The following is a 23,080-nucleotide window of genomic DNA, read 5'->3' on the forward strand; positions in this document are numbered from 1 at the left end:
ACCCGCGGACGCGCCACGCGGCTGGGTGCTAGTGACCTGAGTCGGAGATCTGCTGGTGGATCTCCGACTCAGGTCACTAGCGCAGGAGCCAGTCCCCGCCGGGGAGCTCGGTGCCCGAGTCCGCGAGGCGGCGGGCCAGCGGGGGTGCCGCCAGGTAGACCCAGGCCCGGACGCGGCTGCCGTCCGGGCGGACGGCCTCCCGGGCGACCCGGTCGTAGACGTTCCGGGGGTGTCCCGGGCCGGCGTACTCCTCCAGCAGGTCCAGCGCGGTCAGCAGTTCCGCGTACGCCCCCGGCGCGGCCGTGATCAGCTCGCCGGCCACGGCGGAGCCGGGGCGGTCCACGGCGTACGGGTAGCCGGGGCCGTCGTACAGCGCCGCGTCCGGCAGCCGGGCGGGCTCCTCGGCTGACGTACGGCCCCTCAGGAACAGGTCGTGGTTGACCTCCCCCGGCCGCAGCGTTCCGTACACGAAGAACGGCAGCGCGCCCGCTACGGATCCCGGCCGGTCGACCGATGCCACAGGGCCCTCCCCCGACGATGGCTGGACGGTGCGGCGATGCCGGCCCCGGGGGCCGCGTCCGCCGCGCACACCCCCACCGTACGCACCGCTCGCGCGCGGTCTCCGGCCGCCCGGGGCGGGCACCCTGACGACCGGTTCGGTCCCGGACCCGGCGGCCGTCGTGGCCGTGCCGGCGGCCCGGCATCACCCGGACGGCGTGGCCGGACACGGATGCCCCTTCATGGCCCTGACCTGCACGGATGTCCGGCCGCCAGGGTACTGCGGGCAGCGTCGGGCACCGGTTCGGCAGGCGCGGGCCGGGCGGGCCGGTTTATCTCGAAGCACGACCCCGTGTCCCCCTGGAGTACCCATGCGCCGCAGCACCGCCCACGTGCTCACCGCCTCCGCGCTGACCGCCGTCGCCTTCGCCGGGCCGGTCGCCGGAGCGGTGGCGGCCGCGGAGCCCGGCACGACGGCTTTCGCGCCCGGGGACTTCGCCGTGCTGGAGGTCTGGCCGAGGTCGGCCGCACCGGGGGCCACCGTCACCGTGCACACCAAGGCCTGCGGCCGGGGCGGCCGGGCCGAGGGCGACGCCAGCACGGTGGACGGCGGCCGTTTCGACCTGGCGCCGGGCCACCGCGCGGACGTGGTGACGGGCCAGTTCCGGGTCGGCGCGGGGCTGCGGCCGGGCACCTACGGCATCGGCGCCACCTGTACGAACGGCAGGTTCGCCACCGGCGACCTGGTCGTCACCGAACGCGGCCCGCAGGGCCGCGTCCGGACCGGGGTGGGTGGTGGCACGACCACCGCCACCGACCCCGCCAAGATCGCGGCGGGAGCGGCCGTGCTGGCCGCGGCCGCCGTCGGCGGTACCTGGCTCCTGCGTCGCCGGGCGAGCGGCACGCGGAGCTGACGGGCGCCCACCGCGGCCGCGGCCGCGGTCCGACCGGTACCGCCCCCCGTCGCCCGCCCCGCGAGGTCCCCCCGTTCGCGGGGACGGGCGACGGCCACTTGCAGGAGAACGCGAGACGAGGGGGTACGGCGCATGTGTGGCGGCTTCCCCTGCGGGCGCGACCGCGTACCGGACGGCGCCGCCCGGCGGGGCGGCGCACTCCACGGCGGCACCGGCGCACGCGGCGGCCCGACCGGCCGTCCGGCCGACCGCGGCACCGCCACCCGGCGGGGCGGGCCGCCGCGCGCCGGCGGGCTCCCGGTGCGGGCCGGGCTGGTGGCGACCGCCCTGTGCGTCGGCGTCTGGCTCATCGGCAGCGGCTCCGCCGTGACCGTGCGGCCCCCGCTGCCCTCCCCCGCCGAGGCGCTGAGCGGGCAGGTGCTCTATCCCGGGAGCATCGCCCCGCTCCCGGGGTCGCCTCCGGTGCGGATCAGGATCCCGGCGATCCGGGTGGACGCCCCGCTCACCGGGCTGGGCCTGGACCGCGACGGCAGCCTCGAGGTGCCCCCGCCGGCCCGCCGCGACCTCGCCGGCTGGTACCGGGACGGGACCACCCCCGGGGCGACGGGGACGGCCGTGATCGCGGGCCACGTCGACCACGCCAGCGGCCCGGCCGTCTTCTACCACCTGGGCGCGCTGCGCCGGGGGGCGGTGATCGAGGTCGCCCGCGCGGACGGGCGTACGGCCCTGTTCACCGTCCACGCCGTGGAGGTGTACGACGCCGGGGACTTCCCGGACCGGCGGGTGTACGGGCCCTCGCCGCGCGCCGAGCTGCGGGTCATCACCTGCGGCGGCTCCTTCTCGCCGCGCACGGGCTACCAGGGCAACGTGGTCGTCTTCGCCCACCTGACGGGGACGGCCTGACCGGCTATCCCCACTGCTCGAGCCCGAGCTTGACCACGAGGGCGCCCACCACGGTGAGCAGGACGCCGCGGACGAAGCCGCTGCCCTTCTTCAGCGCCATCCGGGCCCCGGCCATGCCGCCGGCCAGGTTGAAGACCGCCATCAGCGCGGCCAGCTGCCAGAACACCATGCCCTGGTACGCGAACATCGCGAGCGCCCCCGCGTTGGTGCAGCAGTTGACGATCTTAGCGGTGGCGGAGGCGGTGACCAGGTCCAGGTGGAGCAGGGCGGTCAGGGCCAGCACCAGGAAGGTGCCGGTGCCGGGCCCGATGAGGCCGTCGTAGAAGCCGATGCCCAGGCCGGCGAGGGCGATGGCGAGGAGCACCCGGCCCCGGGAGACGGGCGAGGCGGAGGGTGCGGCGCCGAAGCCGGGCTTGAAGATGACCACGGCGGCGACGACCACCAGCACCCCCATGATCAGCGGGCGCATGGTGTCCTTGCTGATGCCGCCGGCGAGCGCGGCCCCGCCCATCGATCCGGCGAGCGCGGCGAGCCCGATCCGGACGGCGAGCTTCACGTCGATCGGGGTCCTGCGGGCGTAGGTGACGGCCGCCCCGGCGGTGCCGACGATGGCCACCGCCTTGTTCGTCCCGAGGACCGCGGCGGGCTGGGCGTGCGGGAGGCCGAGCAGCAGGGCCGGCAGGAGCAGCAGGCCGCCGCCGCCGACGACCGCGTCGATCCAGCCGGCCGCAGCGGCGGCCGCGCACAGCACGATGATCATGGTTGTCGATATGTCAGGCACGGACCCGACCCTAGGGACCGGATCGATGCAAGAACCATTGATCATCGGAAACTTGCGCAAAGGTTGAGCTTCGCCCGGGCTCCGGCCCCGGCGGACGGCGTCCCGGGCGGCGCCTCCGGGCGCCCGGAGCGCCCCCACGCGCCCCTGACCGGGGCGGGAGCGCCTCACCGGCCCCCGGCCGGGGCGCTGAGGTCGGTGTTCCGTCCGGGTAACAGGGGCGATGCGGCGGGGAAACAGCCTGCCCGCACGCTCGTGCCATGACCTCGGAACAGCGTGTGGTGGTGATCGGCGGCGGCCTGGCGGGCCTGCGGCTCGCTGCGCGGCTGGGCCCCGGTGCGGCGGTGACCGTGCTCGGGGAGGAGACCCGCGCCCCCTACAACCGGGTCCTGCTGGCCGAGGTGCTGGCCGGCCGGTACGCACCCGAGGTCACCGCGCTCCCGGAACCCGGTCCGGCCCTGCGCCGGGGGGTGCGGGCGGTGCGGATCGACCGCGCGGACCGCACCGTGCACTGCGACGACGGCACCGTGGAGCGGTACGACACGCTGGTGCTGGCCACCGGCTCCAACCCGGTGCTGCCGCCGCTGCGCGGGCTGTTCGCCCCGGACGGGCGGGAACTCCCCGAGGGAGTCCACGCGTTCCGCACCATGGACGACTGCCTGGCCCTCGCGGCGGCCGTACGCCCCGGCGTGCGGGCGGTGGTGATCGGCGGCGGGCTGCTGGGCGTCTCGGCGACGCGTGCGCTGGCCGCCAGGGGGGCGCAGGTGGTCCTCGCCCAGCAGGCGGAGCGCCTGATGGAGCGCCAGCTGGACGCCGACGCCTCCGCTCTGCTGCGGGACCACCTGACGGCGCTCGGCGTGGAGATACACACGGAATGCCGGGTGCGCGGCCTGATCACGACGCCCGTGGCGGGCGGACCGGCGGCGCCGCCGCGAAACGGTTCCTCCCCGCTCTCCGCGAGCGCGGGCCCCGCCCGCCCGCCGGCCCGCAGGCTGCCCGGACGGACGCCCGGCGCGGGCCCCCGCCGGGTCACCGGGGTGGAACTCGCCGACGGCTACCGGCTCGACGCCGACGTCGTCGTCCTGGCCTGCGGGGTCCGGCCACGCGTCGGGCTGGCCCAGGCGGCCGGGCTGGAGGTCCGCAAGGGGGTCGTGGTCGACGGCCGGCTGCGCACCGGCGACCCGCGCGTCCACGCCATCGGCGACTGCGCCGAACACGACGGCCGGGTGTACGGCCTGGCGGGACCCGCCCTGGAGCAGGCCGACGCGCTCGCCGCGGTCCTGCTGGGGGGCGACGCCGAGTACGGCGGCACCCGCGCCCTCACCCGCCTCACCCTCCCCACCGCCGACGGCCCCGGCCCCTTCGACCTCGCCGCGTTCGGGGACCCCACCCCGCTCCCCGGCGACGACGTGCTCCGCCTCGCCGACGCCACCCGCCGCACCTACCGCAAGGTCGTCCTGCGCGGCGACCGGCTGGTCGGCGGAGTGCTCCTCGGAGAGCTCTCCACGGTGGGCGCCCTCGCCCGCACCTGGGAGGGCGACGAGTTCCTGACCGCCCCGCACGACCCGTTCCACCTGCTCACCGACGACGGAGGCCACTGATGACCGTGCCCGAGCCCCTGCCCGCGATCGTGCTCATCGGACACGGCATGGTCGGCCAGCGCTACCTGGAGGCCCTCGCCGAGCGCGGGGCCACCCGGACGCACCGGATCACCGTGCTGTGCGAGGAGCCCCGGCCCGCCTACGACCGGGTCCACCTCACCTCGTACTTCTCCGGGAGCACCCCCGAGGACCTCTCCCTCACCCCGGCCGGCTTCATCGAGGAGCACGGGATCGAGCTGCGCCTCGACGACCCCGCCGAGCACGTCGACACCGGCGCCCGTACGGTCACCTCCCGCTCCGGTCGGGTCTTCCGGTACGACGTCCTCGTCCTGGCGACCGGCAGCTACCCCTTCGTGCCGCCCGTCCCGGGCAGGGACGCACCCGGCTGCTTCGTGTACCGCACCATCGAGGACCTCCTCGCGATCGAGGAGTACGCCAAGACCCGGTCCAGCGGAGCCGTCGTCGGCGGCGGGCTGCTCGGCCTGGAGGCGGCGGGCGCCCTCCAGGGGCTCGGGCTCGCCACCCGCATCGTGGAGTTCGCGCCGCGCCTGATGCCCGTCCAGGTCGACGAGGGCGGCGGCGCGGCCCTGCTGCGCACCATCGAGTCCATGGGCCTGACGGTCCACACCGGGGTCGGCACGCAGGAGGTGCTGACCGGCGAGGACGGCTCCGTCCGCGGGATGAGCCTCTCGGACGGCTCCACGGTCGACACCGACCTGGTGGTCTTCTCGGCCGGGGTGCGCCCCCGCGACCAGCTGGCGCGCGCCGCTGGGCTCGCCGTCGGCGAGCGCGGCGGCATCACCGTCGACGCCCGCTGCCGCACCTCCGACCCGCACGTGTACGCCATCGGCGAGTGCGCGCAGGCCGTCGACGGCCGCGTCTACGGGCTGGTCGCGCCCGGCTACGAGATGGCCGAGACCGCCGCCGAGGACCTCCTGGGCCGGGAGAAGGAGTTCACCGGCGCCGACCTCTCCACCAAGCTCAAGCTGCTCGGCGTGGACGTGGCCTCCTTCGGCGACGCGCACGGCACCGCCGAGGGCAGCCTGGACGTGGTGTGGTCCGACTCCCGGTCCGGCGTCTACAAGAAGCTGGTGGTCTCCCCCGACGGGGTACTGCTCGGCGGGGTGCTGGTCGGCGACGCCGACTCGTACGGGCTGCTGCGCCCGCTCACCGGCAGCGTCCCGCCGGTCGCCCCCGAGCAGCTGGTGCTGCCCGCCGGGGTCGGGGCGCCCGTCGCGCTCGGTCCGTCCGCGCTGCCGGACACGGCGGTGATCTGCTCCTGCCACAACGTCACCAAGAAGGCCATCACCGCCTGCGCCACCCTGCCCGAGGTCAAGAAGTGCACCAAGGCGGGCACCGGCTGCGGCAGCTGCCTGAAGGTGATCGGGCAGCTGCTGCCCGCCGCCGCCGACAAGGGGCTGTGCGGCTGCTTCCCGTACACCCGGGCCGAGCTGTACGAGATCGTCCGCACCCGGCGGCTGGTGTCCTACCGGGAGATCCTGGACGGGCACGGCAGGGCCGAGGCGCGCGGCGGCGACGGCTGCGAGGTCTGCAAGCCCGCCATCGGCTCGATCATCGCCTCCCTGGCCCCGACCCTGGGCGCCAGCGGTTACGTCCTGGACGGGGAGCAGGCCGCCCTGCAGGACACCAACGACCACTTCCTCGCCAACCTCCAGCGCAACGGCTCGTACTCGGTCGTGCCGCGCATCCCGGGCGGTGAGATCACCCCCGACAAGCTGATCGTGATCGGGGAGGTGGCCCGCGACTTCGGCCTCTACACGAAGATCACCGGCGGCCAGCGCATCGACCTGTTCGGTGCGAGCGTGGACCAGCTCCCGAAGATCTGGGCCCGTCTCGTCGAGGCCGGTTTCGAGTCCGGGCACGCGTACGGCAAGGCCCTGCGGACGGTGAAGTCCTGTGTGGGGCAGACCTGGTGCCGCTACGGGGTGCAGGACAGCGTACGGATGGCCATCGACCTGGAGCTGCGCTACCGGGGCCTGCGCGCCCCGCACAAGCTGAAGTCGGCGGTGTCCGGCTGCGCCCGCGAATGCGCGGAGGCGCAGAGCAAGGACTTCGGCGTCATCGCGACGGCGAGCGGCTGGAACCTGTACGTCGGCGGGAACGGCGGGGCGACCCCCCGGCACGCGGACCTGCTCGCCCAGGACCTCTCGGACGCCGAGCTGGTCCGGCTCATCGACCGGTTCCTGATGTTCTACATCCGCACCGCCGACCGGCTGGAGCGCACGTCCACCTGGCTGGACCGCCTGGAGGGCGGCCTGGACCACCTGCGGGACGTGGTGGTGCACGACTCGCTGGGGCTGTGCGCGGAGCTGGAGGCCCTGATGGCCGACCACGTGGCGCACTACCGCGACGAGTGGGCCGAGACCCTGTCGGACCCGGACCGGCTGCGCCGTTTCGTGTCCTTCGTCAACGCGCCCGGCGCCCCCGACCCGACCGTGAAGTTCGTTCCCGAGCGCGACCAGGTCAAGCCCGACCTGGCCGTCCTGACCATTGGAGGACCGGTCCGATGACCGTCGAACTGAAGGTGGCCGAAGGCTGGCTGACGGTGTGCCCGCTGTCGGTGCTCGTCCCCGGGCGGGGGGTCGCGGCCCTGCTGCCCGACGGGAGCCAGGCCGCGGTCTTCCTCGACCGTTCGGGGCGCCCGTACGCCATCGGCAACCAGGACCCCTTCACCGGGGCGCAGGTCCTGTCGCGCGGGCTGCTGGGGGCCGCGGCGGGCCGGCCCTTCGTGGCGTCGCCGCTGCTGAAGCAGCGCTTCGACCTGGAGTCGGGGCGCTGCCTGGACGACGAGGAGGTGGCGGTCCGGACGTACCCGGTGCGGACCGCCTCCGCTCCGTGAGGGGCGCTCAGCCCTCGACGGCGGCCGGGTCCATCCAGACGTACTCCCACACGTGGTGGTCCAGGTCCTCGAAGGCCCGGCCGTACATGAAGCCGAGGTCCATCGCGGGGCGGGGCTCGACGGCGCCGGCCGCGAGGGCGGCGTCGACGACCCCGTCGACCTTCTCTCGGCTGTCGGCGCTGAGCGCGACCATGACCTCGGTGGCCTTGGAGGCGTCGGCCACGGGCTTGGTGGCGAACTCCTTGAACTTCGCCTCCGTCAGCAGCATCGCGAAGATGGTGTCGCTGATCACCAGACAGGCCGCGGTCTCGTCGCTGAACTGCGGGTTGAAGGAGTAGCCGAGCTTCTCCCAGAAGGCCTTCGCGGCGTCCAGATCCTTCACCGGCAGGTTGACGAAGATCATCTGAGCCATCTCGGTTCCTCTTCTCTGGCGGGGCGTGCGGCGTGGTGTGCGGTGTGCCGTGCGCCGTGTGCGGTCGAAGGGGTAGACGGGGGCCGCCGCCCGAACTCATCGCCGTCCGGAGAAGTTTTTTCGGAATTTCGTTTCCGCAGGTCAGGGCCCCGGGCGGGGGATCACGGGCGGCCCGGAGGGCAGCGGGCGCCGCACGGGCATTGACCCCGAGCCGGTCGCTCGCGCGTCATGAGGAGTTGGCGCCGCGTCCATGCGGCGCCCTTAGGTTCCTCGACGCATGCGACCCCCGCGCCCGACCGGGCGCGGGCCCTCCTCCCCCAGGAGTGACCGTGGAACGTCGTACCTTCCTGCGCGGTGCCGTGATCGGCACCTCCGCCGCCGCCTTCGCCGGCACCCTCAGCCACGGGGCCGCGTACGCCGCCCCCGCCCAGCCGGGGGCCGGGCCCTACGGCGCCCTCGGCGCGGCGGACGCCAACGGGCTCATGCTGCCCGCCGGTTTCAGCAGCCGGGTCATCGCCCGCTCCTCCCAGAAGGTGGCCGGCACCGCGTACACCTGGCACAGCGCCCCCGACGGCGGGGCGTGTTTCGCGGACGGGACCGGCTGGATCTACGTGTCGAACTCGGAGATCAATCCGGGCGGCGGCGCGAGCGCGGTGAGGTTCAACTCCTCGGGCACGGTCACCGGGGCGTACCGGATCCTCTCGAACACCCGGCAGAACTGCGCGGGCGGCAGGACCCCGTGGAACACCTGGCTGTCGTGCGAGGAGGTCAGCCTCGGCTACGTCTACGAGACCGACCCGTACGGGGTGAACGCGGCCGTGCAGCGGCCCGCGATGGGCCGCTTCAAGCACGAGGCGGCGGCCGCCGACCCGGTGCGCCAGGTGGTCTACATGACGGAGGACGAGACGGACGGCTGCTTCTACCGGTTCGTGCCCACCACGTGGGGCAACCTCTCGTCCGGCACGCTCCAGGTCATGGTCGCCGGAAGCGGGACCTCCGGATCCTTCAGCTGGCAGAACGTGCCGGACCCCGACGGCTCCCCGACCACGACCCGCACCCAGGTCTCCGGCGCCAAGCACTTCACCGGCGGCGAGGGCTGCCACTACGCGAACGACACCGTCTGGTTCACCACCAAGGGCGACAACCGGGTCTGGCAGCTCAACCTCGCGAGCGGCACCTACGAGCTGGCCTACGACGACTCCCTGGTCCCGGGCGGAGCCGCGCCGCTGACCGGCGTCGACAACGTCACCGGGTCGTCCTACGGCGACCTGTACGTCGCCGAGGACGGCGGCAACATGGAGATCTGCGTGATCACCCCGGACGACGTGGTGGCGCCCTTCCTGCGGGTCACCGGCCAGTCCTCCTCCGAGATCACCGGCCCGGCCCTCTCCCCGAACGGCAGCCGGCTGTACTTCAGCAGCCAGCGCGGTACGAGCGGCTCGTCGAGCGGCGGCATCACCTACGAGGTGACCGGGCCGTTCCGCGTCTGACACCCGCCCGGGCGGCCCACGGCCCGGCGGAGGGGCGGCCGCCCCTCCGCCGGGCCGTGGCGCGCGCGCCAGGCGAACCGGTCCTTCAGGAGACCACCGCTCCTTCAGGACACCACCGCGCCGCCCTTGAGCAGGGCCGCGCCCAGCGGGGTCACCGTGTGCAGGACCGCGTTCCCGTGGCGCAGGGTCGTCACCAGACCCGCCTCGCGCATCACGCAGGCGTGCTGGCTCGCGGAGGCCAGGGAGACCCCGGCCCGGCGGGCCAGTTCGCTGGTGGTGGCCCCGTCGCCGATGGCCCGCAGCACCACCGAGCGGGTGTGGCCCACCAGCTTGCCCAGGGTGCGCTGGCGCTGCTCCTCGGCGGGCCGGGCGGCCTCCCCGCCCGCCGCCGCGGAGGCCAGCTGGGCGGCGGCCGGATAGACCAGCACGGGCGGCAGCTCCGGGTCGTGCAGGGTCACCGCCGTCCGGCGGCAGAAGAAGGACGGCTGGAGCAGCAGCCCGCGTCCGCGCAGCCGTACGTCCCGGTCCACCGGGTACTCGCACTCCAGCACCGGGGCCCGCCAGCGCAGCATCGGCGGCAGCGAGGAGAGCAGCTCGTCCGCGCCCCCGTCCAGGAGGGCGCGGCCGCGTGCCGCCCGCTCGGCCTCGATCTGCGCCTGGATGTGGCTCCAGTACGGCTCCACGGCCGCCCGGTGGTACGCGCGCAGCTCGCCCAGCAGCCGGGGCAGGTGCTTGGTGCCGCCGTCCATGAACTCCCGCAGCCGGGCCGGCGGCGGGGTCCCGAAGGCCGCCCCGAAGCCCGTCCCGGCGCCGGAGCCCACGAGGGACAGCTCCCGGCGCAGCCGCTCGGGGCGCAGCCCGCGCAGGGCGTCGAGCCCGAGGTCCCACCCGTACTGGCCCTCGGCCGGGGTCAGGAAATCGGGGAAATAGCCGCGCGCCGGTATGAGCGCACCCAGCAGCCTTGTTTCACCATTCAACCGGCTACGGGTTTCCGTACGCCATTCGCCGAAGAACCGGGCGTCACGCCGGTCTCTTAAGCGATGAAAACTAAGAATCGTTTCCCACAACGCATCGGGACGCCCTGCCATCCGTACGCGTGCCAGGTCCACTCCAGTGAAATGGATACGAAGCACCGAACCCCCACCTGTGCAACCGCAATCCCCCCGCCCCACGAGTATGCATGCCGTCACACGTGGTCACCACGCCCTTTCAGCCACAGTTGAAACCCCTTTCGGCGAAGGCGTGACAAGCGAAATCCTGTACTCCGCCAGGCACACTCCGGTGCGACCGAAACGCTCCGTGAAGGCCGTGGGGGGCTTTGCGGGGCCTGGCGGTCGGTCGCACTGGGAAGCGCCGACGTGCCTGGCGGATAGGCGGCAGGCGGTGGACGGGTGGGGATCCGTCCACCGCCTGGCGCCGTAATGACATTGTTGAAAATTTTGCGACACGCACCGTCTCGTGGACCGCGCCGCGAAATGGGTAGCGCCCTCCCCCGGCAGTCAGGGAACCGGGGGAGGGCGCGGTCAGGAGGGGCTGCGGGCCCCGGAGGCCCTCAGAGGGCCTCTCACGGGCCCCCTGAGGGGCCCGCGGGGGCTCAGCGGCTGTCGGAGCCCTTCGACTCGGCGGCCGCCCGGCCCGCCTCCAGGCGCGCCACCGGGATCCGGAACGGCGAGCAGGAGACGTAGTCGAGGCCGACCTCGTGGAAGAAGTGCACCGACTCCGGGTCGCCGCCGTGCTCGCCGCAGACGCCGAGCTTGAGGTCGGGGCGGGTGGCCCTGCCCTGCTCGACCGCGTGGCGCACGAGGGAGCCGACGCCGTCCTTGTCGATGGTCTCGAAGGGCGAGACCCCGAAGATGCCCTTCTCCAGGTAGGCCGTGAAGAAGCTGGCCTCGACGTCGTCGCGGGAGAAGCCCCACACCGTCTGGGTCAGGTCGTTCGTGCCGAAGGAGAAGAACTGCGCGGCCTCGGCGATCTGTGCGGCGGTCAGCGCGGCGCGCGGCAGCTCGATCATGGTGCCGATGGAGAGCTTGAGGCTGGTGCCGGTGGCGGCCTCGACCTCGGCGATGATCGCGTCGGCCTCCTCGCGGACGATCTCCAGCTCCTGGACGGTGCCCACGAGCGGGACCATGATCTCGGCGCGCGGGTCGCCCTTGGCGTTCTTGCGCTCGGCGGCGGCCTCGGCGATCGCCCGGACCTGCATGGCGAACAGGCCGGGGATGACCAGACCGAGGCGGACGCCGCGCAGACCCAGCATCGGGTTCTGCTCGTGCAGCTTGTGCACCGCCTGGAGCAGGCGCAGGTCGTTCTCGTTGGCGTCCTTGCGGGACTCGGCGAGGGCGACGCGCACCGACAGCTCGGTGATGTCGGGCAGGAACTCGTGGAGCGGAGGGTCGAGGAGGCGGACGGTGACGGGCAGGCCGTCCATGGCCTCGAAGAGCTCGACGAAGTCCTTCTTCTGGAGCGGCAGGAGGGCACTGAGTGCCGCCTCCCGCTCGCCGTCGGTGTCCGCGAGGATCAGGCGCTCGACCATCTCGCGGCGCTCGCCGAGGAACATGTGCTCGGTGCGGCACAGGCCGATGCCCTGGGCGCCGAAGCGGCGGGCGCGCAGCGCGTCCTCGGCGTTGTCGGCGTTGGCGCGCACCCGCAGGCGCCGGACGCGGTCCGCGTACGCCATGATCCGGTGCACGGCGGCGACCAGCTCGTCGGCGTCGTCGGCGCCGGCGTGCATGCGGCCCTCGAAGTACTCGACGACCGGGGACGGTACGACGGGTACCTCGCCCAGGTACACCTTGCCGGTGGAGCCGTCGATGGAGACGACGTCGCCCTCTTCGATGACCGTCTCGCCGACCGTCATCCGGCGGCGCTTGGTGTCGACGTCGAGTTCCTCGGCGCCGCAGACGCAGGTCTTGCCCATGCCGCGGGCGACGACGGCGGCGTGCGAGGTCTTGCCGCCGCGCGAGGTCAGGATGCCCTCGGACGCGATCATGCCGTCGAGGTCGTCCGGGTTGGTCTCGCGGCGGATCAGGATGACCTTCTCGCCGGAACGGGACCACTTGACGGCCGTGTACGAGTCGAAGACGGCCTTGCCGACCGCCGCGCCCGGGGAGGCGGCGATGCCGCGGCCCAGGAGGGCGGTCTTCGCGTTCTCGTCGAAGCGCGGGAACATCAGCTGGGCGAGCTGGGCGCCGGTGACCCGCTGGAGGGCCTCGGCCTCGTCGATCAGGCCCTGGTCCACGAGCTGGGTGGCGATGCGGAAGGCCGCGCCCGCGGTGCGCTTGCCGACGCGGGTCTGGAGCATCCACAGCTGGCCGCGCTCGATCGTGAACTCGATGTCGCAGAGGTCCTTGTAGTGGGTCTCCAGCGTCTCCATGATCGTCATGAGCTGGTCGTAGGAGGTCTTGTCGATGGTCTCCAGGTCCGCCAGCGGGACGGTGTTGCGGATGCCCGCCACCACGTCCTCGCCCTGGGCGTTCTGGAGGTAGTCGCCGTAGACGCCCTGGTGGCCGCTGGCGGGGTCGCGGGTGAAGGCGACGCCGGTGCCCGAGTCCGGGCCCAGGTTGCCGAAGACCATGGAACAGACGTTGACGGCGGTGCCCAGGTCGCCGGGGATGCGCTCCTGGCGGCGGTAGAGCTTGGCGCGGTCGGTGTTCCAGGAGTTGAAGACCGCCTCGACGGCGAGGTCGAGCTGCTCGCGGGCGTCCTGCGGGAACTCCCGGCCGGCCTCCTTCGCGACGATCTTCTTGAAGACCTTGACCAGCTTCTTGAGGTCGGCGGCGTCGAGGTCGGTGTCGACGGTGACCTTCTTGGCGGTCTTGGCCTCCTCCAGGGCGTCCTCGAAGAGCTCGCCCTCGACGCCGAGGACGGTCTTGCCGAACATCTGGATGAGGCGGCGGTACGAGTCCCACGCGAAGCGCTCGTTGCCGGCCTGGGTCGCGAGGCCGGTGACGGACTCGTCGGAGAGGCCGATGTTGAGGACGGTGTCCATCATGCCCGGCATGGAGAACTTGGCGCCGGAACGGACGGAGACCAGCAGCGGGTCGTCCGACTGGCCGAGCTTCTTGCCCATCTTCGCCTCGAGGGCGGCGAGGTGCGCGCTGACCTCGTCGCGGAGCTCGGCCGGGGCCGTGCCGCTCTCGAGGTAGACCTTGCAGGCCTCGGTGGTGATGGTGAAGCCGGGAGGCACGGGAAGACCCAGGTTGGTCATCTCGGCGAGGTTGGCCCCCTTGCCGCCGAGAAGGTCCTTGAGGTCCCGGTTGCCCTCGGTGAAGTCGTAGACGAACTTCTGATCTTTGTTTTCCGACACGGGTCTCGACTCCTCGAGGACTCGGGTGGCTGCCCTGACGGCCAGGAACATACCCAGATCGAAGGCTTCCCGGTACGTCCACTTGGCCGTCATGAGGGCGTAACCACCCGTGCGCCAGTGGATCGAAAGTAACCACTGAGTAATGAAAACGCACGAAGAGCCTTCAGAACCCGAAGCATGGAGGGGCCTCTGAGGCCTGAAGGCGCTCGGATGAGCGATCATCGATACATTTGCGTTCAACTCTTGAACGAACAAAGGGTGGCACCCAGTGCCACCCTTTGGAAGTCTTACCCGTGACTTACGCGCTCATCTGAGCGAAACCTCTCCCATGCGTGGCGTATATCACGCGGCACGCACGGCGATTTCTCAGCCTCCGGACGTGTCCAGCTCGGCGTCCTCGCTCACACCGGCGCAGTCGTACGGATCCTTCAGCCAGCCATCCGGCAGGACAACCCGGTTGTTTCCGGACGTCCTGCCCCGCGGGCCGTCCGCGCCGTCGGGCCACGGCTGGTCCAGGTCGAGCTCGCTCAGATGAGCGTCCAGCTCGGCCAGGGAGGAGGTCACCGCGAGCTTGCCCCGCATCTCGGACCCCACGGCGAAACCCTTGAGGTACCAGGCCACGTGCTTACGGAAATCGATCACACCGCGGGCCTCGTCGCCGATCCACTCCCCCAGCAGCTGCGCGTGCCGCAGCATCGTCCGCGCCACCTCCCGCAGCGTCGGCTCGTGGAAGTCCTCGGGGCGGCCCTCGAAGGCGGCGACGAGGTCGTTGAACAGCCACGGCCGCCCCAGGCAGCCGCGCCCCACGACCACGCCGTCGCAGCCGGTCTCGCGGACCATGCGCAGGGCGTCCTCGGCGCACCAGATGTCGCCGTTGCCGAGCACCGGGATCTCCGGCACGTGCTCCTTGAGCCGGGCGATCGCCTCCCAGTCGGCGGTGCCCCCGTAGTGCTGGGCCGTGGTGCGGCCGTGCAGGGCGATGGCGGTGACCCCCTCTTCGACGGCGATCCGGCCTGCGTCGAGGTAGGTCAGGTGGTCGTCGTCGATGCCCTTGCGCATCTTCATCGTCACCGGCAGGTCCCCGGCACCCTCGACGGCCTCGCGCAGGATCGCGCGCAGCAGGTGCCGCTTGTACGGGAGGGCGGAGCCGCCGCCCTTGCGGGTGACCTTGGGGACGGGGCAGCCGAAGTTGAGGTCGATGTGGTCGGCGCGGTCCTCTTCGACGATCATGCGGACGGCCTTGCCGACGGTCACGGGGTCCACCCCGTACAGCTGAATCGAGCGCGGCTTTTCCGTCGCGTCGAAGTGGATCAGCTGCATGGTCTTCTCGTTGCGCTCGACCAGGGCGCGGGTCGTGATCATCTCGCTCACGAAGAGCCCCTTGCCGCCCGAGAACTCGCGGCAGAGCGTACGGAACGGGGCATTGGTGATGCCGGCCATGGGCGCGAGCACCACGGGGGGCTGCACGGTGTGCGGGCCGATCGCGAGGGGCGGAGGGAGCGTGGTCATCCCCCCATTCTCGCGCACGCGGCGTTCGTTAGTTATCCGTACTATCGGCGGTATGCATCACATGAGTGGCGCGGATCACATGAGCCGCCGGCGTCGCCTGCTCGTGCTGGCGATCTGCTGCACGAGCCTGCTGATCGTCAGCCTGGACAACACCGTCCTGAACGTGGCCCTGCCCGCGATGCGGCGCGAGTTCCACGCCTCGGTCTCGGGGATGCAGTGGACCATCGACGCCTACACCCTGGTGATCGCCTCGCTGCTGATACTGGCCGGATCGACCGCGGACCGGATCGGACGGCGCAAGGTCTTCGTCTGGGGGCTGGTCCTCTTCACGGCCGGGTCGGTGCTGTGCTCGCTGGCGCCCGGCCTGGAATGGCTCATCGCCTTCCGGATGCTCCAGGCCGTGGGCGGGGCGATGCTCAACCCGGTCGCCATGTCCATCATCACCAACACCTTCACCGATCCGAAGGAGCGCGCCCGCGCCATCGGCGTCTGGGGCGCGGTCGTCGGCATCTCGATGGCGGCCGGCCCGCTGGTCGGGGGTCTGCTGGTGGACTCGGTGGGCTGGCGGTCCATCTTCTGGGTCAACGTGCCCGTCGGGGTGCTCGCCCTCGTCCTCACCCTGCGCCACGTCCCGGAGTCCCGGTCCGAGCGGCCGCGGCGGCCGGACCCGGTGGGGCAGCTGCTGGTGATGGCGGTGCTGGGCGGGGTGACGTACGCGATCATCGAGGCTCCCGCGGAAGGCTGGAAATCGCCGCCGATCCTCGGGTGCGCGCTGGGTGCCGCCGCCGCACTGGCCGCGCTGGTGCTCTACGAGTCCCGGCGGTCGGACCCGCTGATCGACCCGAGGTTCTTCCGCAGCGCCCCCTTCAGCGGGGCCACGGTGATCGCGGTGAGCACCTTCGCCTCGCTCTCCGGCTTCCTCTTCCTCACCACCCTCTACCTCCAGGAGGAACGGGGGCTCGGCGCGCTGGACGCCGGGCTGCACATGCTGCCGATGGCCGCCTTCGCCTTCCTGTGCGCGCCGGTGTCCGGCCGGCTGGTCGCCAGCCACGGGCCGCGGCCGTCGCTGCTGGTGTCCGGGGTGGCCATGGGGGCGAGCGGGCTGCTGTTCGCGGCGTTCTCGGCGGAGGCCTCGACCCCGCTGATGTTCACCGGGTACGTGCTCTTCGGCATCGGCTTCGGCCTGGTCAACGCGCCGATCACCAACACGGCGGTTTCGGGGATGCCGCGCGCGCAGGCGGGGGTGGCGGCCGCCGTGGCCTCCACGAGCCGGCAGACGGGCGGGGCGCTGGGGGTGGCCGTGATCGGGGCGGTGCTGGCGGCCGGCACCGCCGGGGGCGCCGACTTCGCCACGGCGGCCCGGCCCGCCTGGTGGATCATCACCGGCTGCGCGTTCCTGGTGCTGGTGGTCGGGGCCATCACGACCGGCCCGTGGGCCCACGCCACGGCGGTGCGCACGGCGCGGTCCCTCGAACCGTCCTCCGCCGCCCCCGCCGCTCCCCCGCCGGGGCAGGTGCCCGGGCACGGACCGCGCAGGGACGGGGGGCTCCCGCCGGCCCCGGGTCCGGCGCCGGCGGGCTGACCCGCCCGTGCCGACGCGCCTGGAGGCGTCCTCACGAGCTGTGCCGGTGCGGCCGGCCCCCGGCAGGGGGCCGGCCGCACCGGCATGTCCGGGCCCGGCGGCCGGGCCACGCACGGACGGAACCGCACCCTTACGGATGACAGATATTGAAATCTGTCATCCGTCATGCCATTCTCGTTGCATGACGACGAACGAGAACGCCACCACCGCCACCCTCCTCGCCCCCGCGAGCCGCCGGCTGGGCGCCACCGGCCCGGCCGTCTTCCCCCTGGGACTGGGCTGCATGGGCATGTCCGCGCTCTACGGCGAGGCCGACCGGACCGAGTCCCTCGCGACCGTCCACGCCTATCTCGAAGCCGTGCCGGAGGGCATGGGCGCACTGCTCGACACCGGTGACTTCTACGGCATGGGGCACAACGAACTGCTGATCAACGAAGCCCTGCGCACGGCCCCGGCCGCGGCCCGCGAGCGGGCGCTGACCAGCGTCAAGTTCGGTGCGCTGCGCACCGTCGAGGGCGGGTTCACCGGATACGACGGCCGGCCCGAGGCCGTGAGGAACTTCCTCGCCTACTCGCTCCAGCGGCTCGGCCGCGACCACGTCGACATCTACCGGATCGCCCGCGTGGACCCGGCCGTCCCGATCGAGGAGACGGTGGGCGCCATCGCCGAGGCCGTCCAGGCGGGGCACGTACGGCACATCGGCCTCTCGGAGGTCGGCGCGGACACCCTGCGCCGGGCCGCGGCCGTCGCGCCGATATCGGACCTCCAGATCGAGTACTCCCTTATCTCGCGCGGCATCGAGCAGGAGATCCTGGGGACGGCCCGTGAGCTCGGCATCGGCGTCACGGCGTACGGGGTGCTGTCCCGGGGCCTGATCAGCGGTCACTTCACCCGCGACCGGGCCCTGGACCCCGGCGACTTCCGCGGCATGAGCCCCCGCTTCCAGGGCGACAACCTGCACCGGAACCTCGACCTGGTCGACGCCCTGCGCGAGGTCGCCGCGGAGAAGGGGGTCACGGTCGCCCAGGCCGCCATCGCCTGGGTGCTCTCCCGGGGAGGGGACATCGTGCCGCTGGTCGGCGCACGCCGCCGGGACCGGCTGGCCGAGGCACTGGGTGCCATATCGGTGGAGCTCACCCCGGCCGACCTGGCCGCCATCGAGGAGGCGGTCCCGGCGGGGGCGGCGGCCGGCGAGCGCTACCCCGCGGCGCAGATGGCCCACCTCGACAGCGAGCACTGAGACGGCGGTACGGTCGTACCCATGCCCTCCGCTGCGACCGAACCCCTGACTCCCGAGCGCATCCTCGAGACCACCGAGGAGGTGCTGCGCCGCTTCGGCCCCACCAAGGCCACCGTGGTGGACGTCGCACGCGCCCTCGGGGTGAGCCACGGCAGCGTCTACCGGCACTTCCCCTCGAAGGCGGCGCTGCGCGAGGCGGTCACGGACCGCTGGCTCGCCAAGAGCGTGGTCATGCTGGAGAAGATCGCCTCGGCCCCGGACGAGCCGGCGCCCTCCAAGCTGGAGGCCTGGCTGGAGGCCCTCTTCGAGGCCAAGCGCCACAAGGCGGGCGACGACCCGGAGCTGTTCGCGACGTACACGGTGCTGCTCGGCGAGAACAGCGGGGTGGTCGACGCACACCTGGGCGAGCTGATCGACCAGTTGACCCGGATCATCGCCGAGGGGGTCTCGGCCGGCACCCTGGTCGCGCCCGACGTCGCGGCGGCCGCGCGCGCCGTCTTCGACGCCACGGGGCGCTTCCATGATCCGCAGTACGTGGCGGACTGGCTCTCGCCCACGATCCTCACGGAGTTCGAGGCGGTCACCGCGCTGCTCATCCGGGGCCTGCGCCCCTGATCCGGCGCGGCCACCGCCCTCGGCCCGCCCCCGCCGACGGCGCCACACGCCCGTAAGACCGGTGGCCCGGTGCGCGGATCGCGCACCGGGCCACCGGTCTTACGGGCGGGAACCTAGCAGCCGAGCAGACGGCTGCCGAGGTAGCTCTGGATCTGGTCCAGGGACACGCGCTCCTGCTTCATGGTGTCGCGCTCGCGCACGGTCACCGCGTTGTCCTCGAGCGTGTCGAAGTCGACGGTGACGCAGAACGGCGTACCGATCTCGTCCTGGCGGCGGTAGCGGCGGCCGATGGCGCCCGCGTCGTCGAACTCGATGTTCCAGTTCTTGCGCAGGTCGGCGGCCAGGCCCTTGGCCTTCGGCGACAGGTCCGCGTTGCGGGACAGCGGCAGGACGGCGACCTTGATGGGCGCCAGGCGCGGGTCGAAGCGCATGACCGTGCGCTTCTCCATGGCGCCCTTGGCGTTGGGGGCCTCGTCCTCGACGTACGCGTCGAGCATGAAGGCGAGCATGGCGCGGTTGACGCCGGCCGCCGGCTCGATGACGTACGGCGTGTAGCGCTCCTTGGCCTCCTGGTCGAAGTAGACCAGGTCCTGGCCCGAGGCCGCCGAGTGCGCCTTCAGGTCGTAGTCGGTGCGGTTGGCCACGCCCTCGAGCTCGGAGAACTCGCTGCCGCCGAAGTTGAAGCGGTACTCGATGTCGGCGGTGCGCTTCGAGTAGTGGGAGAGCTTCTCCGCCGGGTGCTCGTACCAGCGCATGTTCTCCTCGCGCATGCCCAGGCCGCGGTACCAGTTCCACCGCTCCTGCATCCAGTACTCCTGCCACTGCTCGTCCTCGCCCGGCTTGACGAAGAACTCCATCTCCATCTGCTCGAACTCGCGGGTGCGGAAGATGAAGTTGCCGGGCGTGATCTCGTTGCGGAAGGACTTGCCCATCTGCGCGATGCCGAACGGGGGCTTCTTGCGCGAAGTCGTCTGCACCATGGCGAAGTTGGTGAAGATGCCCTGGGCGGTCTCGGGGCGCAGGTACGCCTTCGAGCCGGTGTCCTGGGTCGGGCCGAGGTGGGTCTCGAGCATGCCGGAGAACTGCTTCGGCTCGGTGAACTGGCCCTTCACACCGCAGTGCGGGCAGTTGATGTCGGCGAGGCCGTTCGCGGGCAGGCGGCCGTGCTTGGCCTCGTACGCCTCTTCCAGGTGGTCGGCGCGGTGGCGCTTGTGGCAGGCGGTGCACTCGGTGAGCGGGTCGGAGAAGGTCGCGACGTGACCGGAGGCGACCCACACCTCGGGGGCGAGGATCACGGAGGAGTCGAGGCCGACGATGTCCTCACGCCCGGTGACCATGGCCTTCCACCACTGGCGCTTGATGTTCTCCTTGAGCTCGACACCCAGCGGACCGTAGTCCCAGGCAGCCCTGGAGCCGCCGTAGATGTCACTGCACGGGAAAACGAAGCCACGGCGCTTGCTCAGGCTGACGATGGTTTCGATCTTGTCGGCGGCCACGGTGCTCTCTTCATTACGAGGACGAACGCGAATGCCTCAGGTTACCGGCGCCCGCACCCCCCCTTTCAAATCGGGTATGCCCTTCCACGGCCCCCGGCACGCCTCTCACCTGGGTTTTTGACAACGGTTTCCATCTTTGATGAAAATGGATGTCATGAACGTACGACGCCTGATACCCACCGCCGCCCTCACCGCCGCCGCAGCCCTCGGCGCGACGGCCCTCACCGCCTGCGGCGCCGCCACCGGCCCGGCGGGTGCCGGGGGCGGGAAGCTGCACGTCACGGCGTCGTTCTACCCGCTGCAGTACCTCGCCGAGCAGATAGGCGGCGACCACGTCACGGTCGACACCCTGACCAAGCCGGGCGTCGAGCCGCACGACCTGGAGATCACGCCGAAGCAGACCGGCCGGCTCGCCGAGTCGGACGTGGTCCTGTATCTCAAGACCCTCCAGCCCGCCGTGGACAAGGCCGTTGAGCAGTCCGGCGTGAAGAACGTCGTCGACGCGGCGACCCTCACCAAGCTGGAGGTCCACTCCGCCGAGGGCCACGAAGAGCACGAAGGCCACGACCACGCCGCCGAGGGCGAAGGCGCCGGCCACACCGCCGAGGGCGAGGGCGCCGGCCACGACCACGCCCACGGCGAGGCCGGCGAGGACCCGCACGTCTGGCTCGACCCGGCCAAGTACGCGGAGATCGCCAAGGGCTTCGGCGCCGCCCTGGAGAAGGCCGACCCCGACCACGCGGCGGACTACCGGAAGAACACCGCCGAGCTCACCGCCAAACTGGGCGCCCTGGACACCGAGTTCAAGGACGGCCTGAAGAACACGGCCTCCCGGACCTTCATCACCACCCACTCCGCCTTCGGCTACCTCGCGGAGCGCTACGGCCTCGACCAGGAGGGCATCTCCGGCGTCGACCCCGAGGCCGAACCCAGCCCGGCCCGGATGAAGGAGCTCCAGGCCGTCGCGAAGAAGGACAATGTCACCACCGTCTTCTTCGAGACCCTGGCCAGCGACAAGACCGCCAAGAGCCTCGCCCGGGACACGGGACTGACCACCGACGTCCTCGACCCCCTCGAGGGAATCACGGACAAGTCCCAGGGCGCTGACTACTTCGAGGTCATGCGCTCCAACCTGAAGAACCTCCAGAAGGCACTCGGAGCCAAGTGATGACAGCAGTTACGGAGGTGCGCGCCATGCAGTCCACGCCACGAGGGGCCGAGGACCAGCCCGTCATATCCCTGCGCGGGGCCACCGCCTCGCTCGGCGCGCGCCCCGTGCTGCGCGGGGTCGACCTCACCGTCCGCCGCGGTGAGGTCGTCGCGCTGCTCGGCGCCAACGGCTCCGGCAAGTCCACGGCCGTCCGCGCCGTCGTCGGACAGGTCCCGCTCAGCGGCGGCACCCTCTCCCTCTTCGGCACCGACTTCAAGCGCTTCCGCGCGTGGTCGCGGATCGGCTACGTCCCCCAGCGCACCACCGCCGCCAGCGGCGTCCCCGCCACCGTCCGGGAGGTCGTCTCCTCCGGCCGCCTGGCCCGTACCCGCTTCGGGGTCCTGCGCAAGGCCGACAGGACCGCCGTCGAGGCCGCCCTGGCCATGGTCGGCATGGAGGACCACGCCGACGCCTCGGTCAACGCGCTCTCCGGCGGCCAGCACCAGCGCGTGCTCATCGCCCGGGCGCTCGCCGTCGAACCCGAACTGCTGATCATGGACGAGCCGATGGCGGGCGTCGACCTGGGCAACCAGGAGGTCCTCGCGGGCGCCGTACGGCAGCAGGTGGCCCTCGGCACCACCGTGCTGCTCGTCCTGCACGAGCTGGGCCCGCTGGAGCCCCTGATCGACCGGGCCGTCGTCCTGCGCGACGGCTGCGTCACGCACGACGGCCCGCCCCCCGAGGCCGTGGGCCAGCACGCCCTGCCCGGCCACGACCACGTACACCCCCACGCGGCGCACGACGCCGAGCCCCTGCGGACGGGACTGCTGAGCTGATGGACCTCCTGAACTACGCCTTCATGCAGCGGGCCCTGATCGCCGCCGCGCTGGTGGGCATCACCGCGCCCGCGATCGGCACGTACCTCGTACAGCGCCGCCAGGCGGTCATGGGCGACGGCCTCGGTCACGTCGCCATGACCGGGGTCGCGCTCGGCTTCGTCCTCCAGACCAGTCCCGTCTGGATGGCCACCCTCGTCGCGGTCCTCGGCGCCATCGGGATGGAGCTGATCCGCTCCCGCGGCAGGACCAGCGGGGACGTGGCCCTGTCCATGCTCTTCTACGGCGGCCTGGCCGGCGGCGTGATGATCATCAACGTCGGCGGCGGCTCCACGACCAGCCTGCTCAGCGCCATGTTCGGCTCGATCACCACCGTCGCCCCCGAGGACGTCACCGCCATGGCGGTCCTCGCCGCCTTCGTCCTCGTCGTGACCGTCGGCATGCGCCGCCAGCTCTTCGCCGTGTGCCAGGACGAGGAGTTCGCCCGGGTCACCGGCCTGCCGGTGCGCGCGCTGAACCTGCTGCTCGCCGTCACCGCCGCCGTCACGGTCACCGTCGCGATGCGCATCGTCGGACTGCTGCTGGTCAGCGCCATGATGGTGATCCCGGTGGCGGCCGCCCAGCGGGTCACCAGGGGTTTCGCGGCGACGCTGGGCCTGGCGGTCGCGATCAGCCTCACCGTGTCGCTGACCGGCACGGCCGCCACGTACTACATCGACGCGCCGTCGGGCGCCACGATCGTGCTGCTCGCCATCGGTGTCTTCATGGTGATGACGGCCCTGTCCGCACCCCTGGCCAGGCGCCGCGCGAAGGCTTCCCGGGCCGCCGGGGAGGTCTGCGTCCAGGACGACGTGAAGGTCTAGCAGCGGCGGCCGCCTGGCACAATGGCGGCA

Annotated in this window: 19 protein-coding genes; 12 read left to right on the plus strand and 7 right to left on the minus strand. The window is 72.3% G+C overall.

The window, feature by feature from the left end; genetic code table 11:
• Window positions 1-76: 76 nt before the first annotated feature.
• Window positions 77-520, minus strand: coding sequence for a gamma-glutamylcyclotransferase family protein (locus ACZ514_RS18930; protein ID WP_469125196.1), 444 nt, complete (start codon window positions 518-520; stop codon window positions 77-79).
• Between the two features lie 349 nt (window positions 521-869).
• Here ACZ514_RS18930 and ACZ514_RS18935 point away from each other — a divergent pair, with 349 nt between their 5' ends.
• Window positions 870-1,412 (plus strand): hypothetical protein, encoded by a 543-nt coding sequence (locus tag ACZ514_RS18935; RefSeq protein WP_468172147.1) that lies wholly within the window; start codon window positions 870-872, stop codon window positions 1,410-1,412.
• 132 nt (window positions 1,413-1,544) lie between these two features.
• Entirely contained in the window at window positions 1,545-2,315 is a 771-nt protein-coding gene (locus tag ACZ514_RS18940; RefSeq protein ID WP_468172150.1) for a class F sortase, read from the plus strand.
• A 4-nt stretch (window positions 2,316-2,319) separates the two neighbouring features.
• Here ACZ514_RS18940 and ACZ514_RS18945 read toward each other — a convergent pair whose 3' ends face one another.
• Window positions 2,320-3,096 carry a sulfite exporter TauE/SafE family protein gene (locus ACZ514_RS18945; protein WP_468700466.1) on the minus strand — a complete coding sequence of 259 codons (777 nt, stop codon included), beginning with the start codon at window positions 3,094-3,096 and terminating at the stop codon, window positions 2,320-2,322.
• A 257-nt stretch (window positions 3,097-3,353) separates the two neighbouring features.
• Here ACZ514_RS18945 and ACZ514_RS18950 point away from each other — a divergent pair, with 257 nt between their 5' ends.
• Genes ACZ514_RS18950 through nirD form a run of 3 tightly spaced genes read left to right on the plus strand, consistent with a single transcriptional unit; the run spans window position 3,354 to window position 7,554 of the window.
• A complete protein-coding gene (locus tag ACZ514_RS18950; protein WP_469125197.1) occupies window positions 3,354-4,694 on the plus strand; it encodes an NAD(P)/FAD-dependent oxidoreductase in 1,341 nt (446 codons plus the stop codon).
• Entirely contained in the window at window positions 4,694-7,225 is a 2,532-nt protein-coding gene (gene nirB / locus ACZ514_RS18955; protein ID WP_469125198.1) for a nitrite reductase large subunit NirB, read from the plus strand. Before ACZ514_RS18950 ends, nirB begins: the two co-directional genes overlap by 1 nt.
• Window positions 7,222-7,554, plus strand: coding sequence for a nitrite reductase small subunit NirD (nirD, locus tag ACZ514_RS18960; RefSeq protein WP_468172162.1), 333 nt, complete (start codon window positions 7,222-7,224; stop codon window positions 7,552-7,554). The genes nirB and nirD overlap by 4 nt, the downstream gene beginning before the upstream one ends.
• A 7-nt stretch (window positions 7,555-7,561) precedes the next feature.
• Here the strand turns inward: nirD and ACZ514_RS18965 are convergent, their stop codons facing one another.
• On the minus strand, window positions 7,562-7,966 hold the full coding sequence (locus tag ACZ514_RS18965) for a VOC family protein (protein WP_469125199.1): 405 nt from the start codon (window positions 7,964-7,966) through the stop codon (window positions 7,562-7,564).
• A 329-nt stretch (window positions 7,967-8,295) separates the two neighbouring features.
• On the opposite strand from ACZ514_RS18965, the gene ACZ514_RS18970 reads away from it, so the two are divergent.
• Window positions 8,296-9,456, plus strand: coding sequence for an alkaline phosphatase PhoX (locus ACZ514_RS18970; protein ID WP_469125200.1), 1,161 nt, complete (start codon window positions 8,296-8,298; stop codon window positions 9,454-9,456).
• A 104-nt stretch (window positions 9,457-9,560) separates the two neighbouring features.
• Here the strand turns inward: ACZ514_RS18970 and ACZ514_RS18975 are convergent, their stop codons facing one another.
• The 3 genes from ACZ514_RS18975 to dusB form a co-directional block, all read right to left on the minus strand.
• Window positions 9,561-10,589 carry an ArsR/SmtB family transcription factor gene (locus tag ACZ514_RS18975; protein ID WP_468172171.1) on the minus strand — a complete coding sequence of 343 codons (1,029 nt, stop codon included), beginning with the start codon at window positions 10,587-10,589 and terminating at the stop codon, window positions 9,561-9,563.
• A gap of 461 nt (window positions 10,590-11,050) precedes the next feature.
• Window positions 11,051-13,759, minus strand: a complete 2,709-nt coding sequence (gene ppdK / locus ACZ514_RS18980; protein ID WP_468172174.1) for a pyruvate, phosphate dikinase — start codon at window positions 13,757-13,759, stop codon at window positions 11,051-11,053.
• A gap of 366 nt (window positions 13,760-14,125) precedes the next feature.
• Entirely contained in the window at window positions 14,126-15,268 is a 1,143-nt protein-coding gene (gene dusB / locus ACZ514_RS18985) for a tRNA dihydrouridine synthase DusB (protein WP_469125201.1), read from the minus strand.
• Window positions 15,269-15,320: 52 nt separating this feature from the next.
• Between dusB and ACZ514_RS18990 the strand changes: the two genes are divergently transcribed.
• The 3 genes from ACZ514_RS18990 (at window position 15,321) to ACZ514_RS19000 (ending at window position 18,705) form a co-directional block, all read left to right on the plus strand.
• Window positions 15,321-16,850: an MFS transporter gene (locus tag ACZ514_RS18990; protein WP_469125202.1), complete on the plus strand. Its 1,530-nt coding sequence runs from the start codon at window positions 15,321-15,323 to the stop codon at window positions 16,848-16,850.
• A 181-nt stretch (window positions 16,851-17,031) separates the two neighbouring features.
• Window positions 17,032-18,090 (plus strand): aldo/keto reductase, encoded by a 1,059-nt coding sequence (locus ACZ514_RS18995; RefSeq protein WP_468700452.1) that lies wholly within the window; start codon window positions 17,032-17,034, stop codon window positions 18,088-18,090.
• Between the two features lie 21 nt (window positions 18,091-18,111).
• A complete protein-coding gene (locus ACZ514_RS19000; RefSeq protein WP_468172186.1) occupies window positions 18,112-18,705 on the plus strand; it encodes a TetR/AcrR family transcriptional regulator in 594 nt (197 codons plus the stop codon).
• Between the two features lie 113 nt (window positions 18,706-18,818).
• On the opposite strand, the gene ACZ514_RS19005 is transcribed toward ACZ514_RS19000, so the two are convergent.
• On the minus strand, window positions 18,819-20,201 hold the full coding sequence (locus ACZ514_RS19005) for a glycine--tRNA ligase (RefSeq protein ID WP_468172189.1): 1,383 nt from the start codon (window positions 20,199-20,201) through the stop codon (window positions 18,819-18,821).
• A gap of 154 nt (window positions 20,202-20,355) precedes the next feature.
• Here ACZ514_RS19005 and ACZ514_RS19010 point away from each other — a divergent pair, with 154 nt between their 5' ends.
• Genes ACZ514_RS19010 through ACZ514_RS19020 form a run of 3 tightly spaced genes read left to right on the plus strand, consistent with a single transcriptional unit; the run spans window position 20,356 to window position 23,050 of the window.
• Window positions 20,356-21,369, plus strand: coding sequence for a metal ABC transporter substrate-binding protein (locus tag ACZ514_RS19010; protein ID WP_469125203.1), 1,014 nt, complete (start codon window positions 20,356-20,358; stop codon window positions 21,367-21,369).
• 26 nt (window positions 21,370-21,395) lie between these two features.
• Window positions 21,396-22,187: a metal ABC transporter ATP-binding protein gene (locus ACZ514_RS19015; RefSeq protein WP_468172445.1), complete on the plus strand. Its 792-nt coding sequence runs from the start codon at window positions 21,396-21,398 to the stop codon at window positions 22,185-22,187.
• Window positions 22,187-23,050, plus strand: a complete 864-nt coding sequence (locus ACZ514_RS19020; protein WP_468172196.1) for a metal ABC transporter permease — start codon at window positions 22,187-22,189, stop codon at window positions 23,048-23,050. The genes ACZ514_RS19015 and ACZ514_RS19020 overlap by 1 nt, the downstream gene beginning before the upstream one ends.
• Window positions 23,051-23,080 lie beyond the last annotated feature (30 nt).

It is taken from the genome of Streptomyces sp. NPDC034086 (assembly GCF_055575515.1).

Bases quoted from the DNA above. Each gene is read 5' to 3' on its own strand.
- ACZ514_RS18935 (WP_468172147.1), top strand. From the start codon at position 870: ATGCGCCGCAGCACCGCCCACGTGCTCACCGCCTCCGCGCTGACCGCC.
- ACZ514_RS18940 (WP_468172150.1), top strand. From the start codon at position 1,545: ATGTGTGGCGGCTTCCCCTGCGGGCGCGACCGCGTACCGGACGGCGCC.
- ACZ514_RS18950 (WP_469125197.1), top strand. From the start codon at position 3,354: ATGACCTCGGAACAGCGTGTGGTGGTGATCGGCGGCGGCCTGGCGGGC.
- nirB (WP_469125198.1), top strand. From the start codon at position 4,694: ATGACCGTGCCCGAGCCCCTGCCCGCGATCGTGCTCATCGGACACGGC.
- nirD (WP_468172162.1), top strand. From the start codon at position 7,222: ATGACCGTCGAACTGAAGGTGGCCGAAGGCTGGCTGACGGTGTGCCCG.
- ACZ514_RS18965 (WP_469125199.1), bottom strand. From the start codon at position 7,966: ATGGCTCAGATGATCTTCGTCAACCTGCCGGTGAAGGATCTGGACGCC.
- dusB (WP_469125201.1), bottom strand. From the start codon at position 15,268: ATGACCACGCTCCCTCCGCCCCTCGCGATCGGCCCGCACACCGTGCAG.
- ACZ514_RS18990 (WP_469125202.1), top strand. From the start codon at position 15,321: ATGCATCACATGAGTGGCGCGGATCACATGAGCCGCCGGCGTCGCCTG.
- ACZ514_RS18995 (WP_468700452.1), top strand. From the start codon at position 17,032: ATGACGACGAACGAGAACGCCACCACCGCCACCCTCCTCGCCCCCGCG.
- ACZ514_RS19000 (WP_468172186.1), top strand. From the start codon at position 18,112: ATGCCCTCCGCTGCGACCGAACCCCTGACTCCCGAGCGCATCCTCGAG.
- ACZ514_RS19010 (WP_469125203.1), top strand. From the start codon at position 20,356: ATGAACGTACGACGCCTGATACCCACCGCCGCCCTCACCGCCGCCGCA.
- ACZ514_RS19015 (WP_468172445.1), top strand. From the start codon at position 21,396: ATGCAGTCCACGCCACGAGGGGCCGAGGACCAGCCCGTCATATCCCTG.
- ACZ514_RS19020 (WP_468172196.1), top strand. From the start codon at position 22,187: ATGGACCTCCTGAACTACGCCTTCATGCAGCGGGCCCTGATCGCCGCC.